The organism is Lactiplantibacillus paraxiangfangensis (genome assembly GCF_036246185.1).
Taxonomy (GTDB): Bacteria; Bacillota; Bacilli; order Lactobacillales; family Lactobacillaceae; genus Lactiplantibacillus; species Lactiplantibacillus paraxiangfangensis.
This window is the reverse complement of the sequence record NZ_BTPW01000053.1, coordinates 1-5,658: the sequence shown is the minus strand read 5'-3', so window position 1 is coordinate 5,658 and position 5,658 is coordinate 1. Positions and strand designations below refer to the sequence as shown.

Below are 5,658 nucleotides of genomic sequence, written 5' to 3'. Positions count from 1 at the left end.
GTAATGAACGCTTTAATCGGAATTTACGTTATTTTTATCCTAAGGGGACTCGTTTTGAGCACATTAGTGCTCAAGATTTAACGACGACGTTACTCCAAATTAACCAGCGACCGCTTAAAATACTCGATTGGCAAACACCGTATCAGGTTATGCTGACAAATTTGTCCAAAAATTCGGATTAAATTTGCAATCTACCTTATAAGTGTCATTCACACTATCTCTTGTAGGATCTCCTTATTAGACAAGCAAATTAAAATGTGGAATAATACTGTTGTAACAAATACATTATGGGAGGTTATATTATGAGTCTAGATGACAAAATTGATAGCACCAAAGATAAGGTAAGTGGAAAAGCTAAAGAAGTTGAAGGCAAGGTTACGAACGACAAGGCCCGCGAAGCTGAAGGTAAGGGTCAAGGTATTCTAGGTAAGGCTAAAGATAAACTGTCAGATTCCAAAGATGCTGTTAAAGATACGGTTGATAACGTAAAGGAAAAGTTAGATAAAGACGATAAATAAATTATCATTTTTAAGAAGACCAAAATCTGGTCTTCTTTTATTTTTTCACGCTTGTTACCCTGTTTTTTCTCCACACTGTAATACGCGGCTTATGTGGTCGCTGCGGCTTTTTACGTTACCACCGTCCATCTTTAAGCTGATGTTCTAAGTCACCCAAGCAACGTGTCTCTGTGCGACTGACAAGGCCAAATCTGCTATTTACCATCTGGCCCATGCCGGCCACCTCCAAATTTTGGGCAAAATAAAAACGCCACGCTATTTAGCACGACGTCTATTATCCTTACACCATCTTATCGAGCCGAGCACCCGCCTGTGCCCACTCCGGAAACTCATACCCGTATTTACTATGAATTAATCATGATATCGCCACCTCCTGACCATATGCAAAAAAAACAGTGATTAGCTGAACTTTTCGATAAATCTATTAAAAGTTTCCGTAGTCCCATTTGCAATTAGTACAACTAAAGCTTCATAGCTAATTTATCAAATTCTTGTATATCAATACCCGTTGCTCCAATTAAATCAAGAATAATCTCCTTTGCTAAGTCTTTACTATAGGAATTTAATTGTTCTGTGAAATCTGGCTCTTCACTTTCATACAGGCCATTGAGCAGTGGAATAATGTAACTATAGATATACACTATTAGTGGATATTCTTTTAATTCCACCAAAACGGTATCAGTTATCCCATCGCTAACCATTTTAGATTTTCTCGTATCAACAACAATTTGATTATGAACATCAACTTTAAAATATACCTTGTTACCACGCTCAGTTAACTCCATTCCGACACTTCTCAATGGAAACTGTCGGGCGATATGCATCTTTAAGACTGATAAATCAGTAATATTAGGTGAGCGACCAATTATCATATCTTGCAAATCATCTCGTTGAATTGTTCCCGAGAACGCATTCATTGCTGGCAATCCAATATCAGAATTAATTTGCCTGTTGTTTCGATCATATTTCCAAAACATCCAAGCAAAAAAGTTATCTTCAAGATAATCAGTACATTCAACATTGTCGTTGCCAATCAATTGAAGGATTTGGTCAACTCTAGTTTTGTCACTAGTGAATATAGCAACATATACTGCATCATCTACCTTTTACCAAGCAATTGATGAAATGCTAGCTAACGCTAGTCCTAGTGATAAATTGTCTAAACGCTTGCAAGCAATCTTTGCCCAAGCATCTATTTCTCGGCGTGATATGTTGGGTGCAATGATTGGCGCCGGTATGAATATTGCTCCTATGTCAATAAATGGCACATCTTTTTCTAAACACTCGTTCTAATTCTGTCGGAATTAAACCAACTGATGTAATTTGAGGTTCGGATTACCAAGTCCTCAAAATTGGAAAAAGTTGTTTGAAAGGCAAACTCTCTCTTCAACAATGAGTGAAAAGCTTCAATTGGCCCATTATCATAAGGATAACCTTGTTTTGAGTATGAGTGGCTAATCTGATGCCGTTCAAGTAAAGTTTCAACTTCGTTGCTGGTGTACTGTGAACCCATGTCAGAGTGAAAATATTGTGGCTTTTGATGACATTCAAGCGCCTGATTAATCGTTTCTACAACTAACGTCGCCTCCATCTGACGACCAATCTTGAAAGCAAGAACTTGATGAACCTTTGGTTCGTAAATAGAACTGAGATAAACCCAGGTTCCTGGACGTAATTCCAAATAAGTAATGTCAGCACGCCATATCCTTGCATTGGGCTGGTGCTTGATTAAATTGGGGCGTTGTGAATGATCCACATGAGTGCCAGGTTTTTTAAATCGCCGATTCATTAAAGAGTGAATCTCCATTTCCCTCATTAATCGTAAAATTCGTTTTGACCCAACACAGATGCCTGACTTGCGAAGCACCATCGTTATTCGTGGATAACCATAGGCACGATAATTATTTTCCCAAATCAATTCAATTTTTTCTTTGAGCTGATTATCAACACGTTCGTGTTGACTAGGTTGATATCTTTTCCAATGGTAATAGGTGCTGCGCGGTAATTTCAGTGCCGAAAGAATAATTGATAAGCGGTGTCGCAATAACTGATCTTCTATGAAGACAAGGCAATTAATTCGTCCTAATGCTTTCCCAGTAACACCGCCGCAGCTTTTAAAATTTCAAGTTCCTCCTTTAATCGCTGATTTTCCCTTTGAAGTTGTTTGAATTCTTTGGACGTTACTTCAGTACCGTCTTCTAGCTCAACTGATTTAGCGCCTTTAACCCAATTCCGAATTGAATCGGCTGAAGGACCGTATTCCTTGGATAATTCATCGGATCGTCGTCCCGCTTTAACCATCTCCACAATGGACTTTTTTAAGTCCTCTTCATAACGTGTAACCATAAATAAAAATGCTCCTATGATGATATTTTACCAAACTAGCAAAACTAGTCCGGAATCTCATCATAAGAGCATGTATACTTGTGTATAGTAAGTTTGCTGAACTGCAACAAATACAGGAGGAACAAATGTTTTTAGCAATTAGAGAGATTAAAAAAGAAAAACTACGGTACGGCTTGATTCTAACAGTCGTCGTCTTAATCAGTTATTTGATTTTCATTTTAAGTGCCCTGGCGCTCGGGCTGGCAACAGCTAACACCGCTGCGGTGGACAGCTGGCAGTCTAAGTCCTTTGTAATGACCAAAGACGCTAATGGCAATGCCGGACAGTCATTACTGACAACGAAACAGGTGGATCAGTTAAGCGACGACAAAACCGCAACACTTGGCATTACACCAGTTAATATGAAAATTGGCGGAAAACGTGAATCCGCACAATTCGTTGGGATGAATAACGACGAGTACATCGCTAAAAACCTACAATTAACCAAGGGGCACTTGCCAAAGGCAGCTAACGAAGTCGTCCTCGCTGACTCAGTTGATAAGGATATTTACGGTATGGGGGATAAAATTTCGATTGGGTTATCTGATACGAAATATAAAATCGTGGGTTATGCGAAAAATGCCACGTATAACACCGCACCTGTTATTTATGGCGCGTTAGCGCAATGGCGTGTCATTAAGGGCGTGTCAGATCAATTCCAAGGTAGCGTAGTTACTTCAAAAACGTCACAATCGGTCGATGATAAAGCATTAAAGACTTATTCATACCAAGCCTTTATCAATAAATTGCCAGGTTATACACCGCAAAAAGCGACGTTTGGTCTCATGATTGGCTTCCTGATTGTCATTTCATTGATTGTGATTACCATCTTCCTCTACATTCTAACGGTTCAAAAATTGCCTAACTTGGCAGTTTTGCGTGCACAAGGCATTCCAAATCGTTTCTTGGCCCAAAATACGTTATTTGAGACGTTCTTTATTATGGCAACTGGTATCGTCGTTGGTGCTGTACTATCGGCATTAACTGAATTTGGGATTCCAGATAGCGTACCAATGGCATTTGATTGGGGATTGATGGGACTCATTGCGGCCGGATTGATGGTAACCGGGTTACTGGGTGCAATCATTCCGATTCGTGTGATTAGTAAGATTGATCCGGTATCAGTAATTGGAGGTTAAAAAGATGCGTGAAGAAAAACTAGCCCTTGAACACGTGACGAAACAATTTGGTCAGAAAACTAATTTAGTTACGGCACTAGAAGACGTCAGTTTAGCGTTTAAAGCTGGTGAGGTGTCGCTTATCATTGGTCCTTCAGGATCTGGTAAAAGTACCTTGCTAACCATTTTAGGCGGGTTACAGACACCAACAGACGGCTCAGTTCGTTTGAATGGTCACGACATCAGTGATTTGAGTACCAAAGAAGCCGAAAAAACACGACTTGAACAAATCGGTTTCGTCTTACAGGCGTACAATCTCGTGCCATATTTAACCGTAGCAGACCAATTCAAACTTGTTGACCAGGTGAAGCCTAACAATAACCTCAGTCAAGATGGATTTGACAAAATTATTGAAACGCTAGGCATTCAAAAATTATTAAACAAATACCCTGGCGAATTGTCTGGCGGTCAACAACAGCGCGTTGCAATTGCCCGTGCGTTGTATACAGACCCGGCGATCATCCTAGCCGATGAACCTACGGCAGCATTAGATACGGCACGTGTCAAAGAAGTTGGCCAACTTTTTGCTAATATTGCGCATGACGAGGAAAAAGCAGTCGTCATCGTCACGCACGATGATCGTCTGCGAGAGTTTTCTGATAATGTCTACAAAATTGTCGACGGAAAACTATCTAATACGGACTGATTAACACACTTGCTCTTATGCTGATATTCCGGACTAGTTTTTCTCGTTTGGTAAAATATCATCATAAGAGCAATAGATTATTTAGTTATGTTTTTGTCGAGCTTGCATTTTTGCTAGTCCGCTTGTAGCAAGGGTTTCAGCCCAATATAATAACTAAAATTTATAAGGTTACTTTTCAAATGTGTTGATTATCCATTGCAGAGAAAAGAACACAATAAAAATGATAAGAATAGGAAGCAGTCTAGCCAGCCAAATATTGATGTTTGGATATTGTGACAGAGTATGATAGAGCCATTGGGCAATTATAAAAGCGCCCAATCCGCTGACGATTTATTTGATGTTTTTATACATGTTATTTCTCCAATATATTCATACTAATATAGTACCTATAATACCATTAAACAAAAAAACAGCCCCTATTATCTATCCACTAGATAACGGGGGCTGTTTTATAGGGGCGATTAAAAGGCACAAATAACCCCTCAAAAACGTTGTTAAAATAGCCCCCAATATCTACATTATAGATATTGGGGGCTATTTTAATTTATTTTTTTATAAGTGCCCCTAAACTATAGCTATTGATTCAAGATTTCATGGGAGCCAGTTGCAACCAATAACAAAATCAATTCATCATGATCTAGCTGATAAATAACAATCCAGTTGTCATAATTTTTACCATAGTTGCCATATCTGGCAGGGTGAAATTCACGATAGCCACGCCAATTTCCTTTTAATGGTAGATTGCAAATTTAATCCGAATTTTTGGACAAATTTGTCAGCATAACCTGATACGGTGTTTGCCAATCGAGTATTTTAAGCGGTCGCTGGTTAATTTGGAGTAACGTCGTCGTTAAATCTTGAGCACTAATGTGCTCAAAACGAGTCCCCTTAGGATAAAAATAACGTAAATTCCGATTAAAGCGTTCATTAC

The 5,658-nt window shown here is 39.0% G+C and carries 5 protein-coding genes and 3 pseudogenes; 4 read left to right on the top strand and 4 right to left on the bottom strand.

The genetic code is table 11. The features are described from left to right. Together AAA939_RS15110 and AAA939_RS15105 are read left to right on the top strand one after the other, a co-directional pair. Positions 1–182: pseudogene (locus tag AAA939_RS15110) on the top strand (IS30 family transposase); the annotation flags it as partial. Between the two features lie 120 nt (positions 183–302). Beyond that, on the top strand, positions 303–518 hold the full coding sequence (locus tag AAA939_RS15105) for a CsbD family protein (protein ID WP_125702122.1): 216 nt from the start codon (positions 303–305) through the stop codon (positions 516–518). A gap of 461 nt (positions 519–979) precedes the next feature. Here AAA939_RS15105 and AAA939_RS15100 read toward each other — a convergent pair whose 3' ends face one another. Continuing rightward, a complete protein-coding gene (locus tag AAA939_RS15100) occupies positions 980–1,555 on the bottom strand; it encodes a hypothetical protein (RefSeq protein ID WP_035457754.1) in 576 nt (191 codons plus the stop codon). A gap of 239 nt (positions 1,556–1,794) precedes the next feature. Continuing rightward, positions 1,795–2,864 (bottom strand): IS3 family transposase gene (locus AAA939_RS15095; RefSeq protein ID WP_112278733.1). Its coding sequence is split into 2 segments (ribosomal slippage): positions 1,795–2,636 and positions 2,636–2,864, totalling 1,071 coding nucleotides; the frame shifts between segments, so codons are not numbered across the junction. 125 nt (positions 2,865–2,989) lie between these two features. Here AAA939_RS15095 and AAA939_RS15090 point away from each other — a divergent pair. Beyond that, entirely contained in the window at positions 2,990–4,042 is a 1,053-nt protein-coding gene (locus AAA939_RS15090; RefSeq protein ID WP_046811107.1) for an ABC transporter permease, read from the top strand. A gap of 4 nt (positions 4,043–4,046) precedes the next feature. Further along, on the top strand, positions 4,047–4,727 hold the full coding sequence (locus tag AAA939_RS15085) for an ABC transporter ATP-binding protein (protein WP_046811108.1): 681 nt from the start codon (positions 4,047–4,049) through the stop codon (positions 4,725–4,727). A 575-nt stretch (positions 4,728–5,302) separates the two neighbouring features. Here AAA939_RS15085 and AAA939_RS15080 read toward each other — a convergent pair. Beyond that, positions 5,303–5,461: pseudogene (locus tag AAA939_RS15080) on the bottom strand (type II toxin-antitoxin system YafQ family toxin); the annotation flags it as partial. Positions 5,462–5,476: 15 nt separating this feature from the next. After that, positions 5,477–5,658 (bottom strand): annotated as a pseudogene (locus tag AAA939_RS15075) (IS30 family transposase); the annotation flags it as partial.

Bases quoted from the DNA above. Each gene is read 5' to 3' on its own strand.
- AAA939_RS15105 (WP_125702122.1), top strand. From the start codon at position 303: ATGAGTCTAGATGACAAAATTGATAGCACCAAAGATAAGGTAAGTGGA.
- AAA939_RS15090 (WP_046811107.1), top strand. From the start codon at position 2,990: ATGTTTTTAGCAATTAGAGAGATTAAAAAAGAAAAACTACGGTACGGC.
- AAA939_RS15085 (WP_046811108.1), top strand. From the start codon at position 4,047: ATGCGTGAAGAAAAACTAGCCCTTGAACACGTGACGAAACAATTTGGT.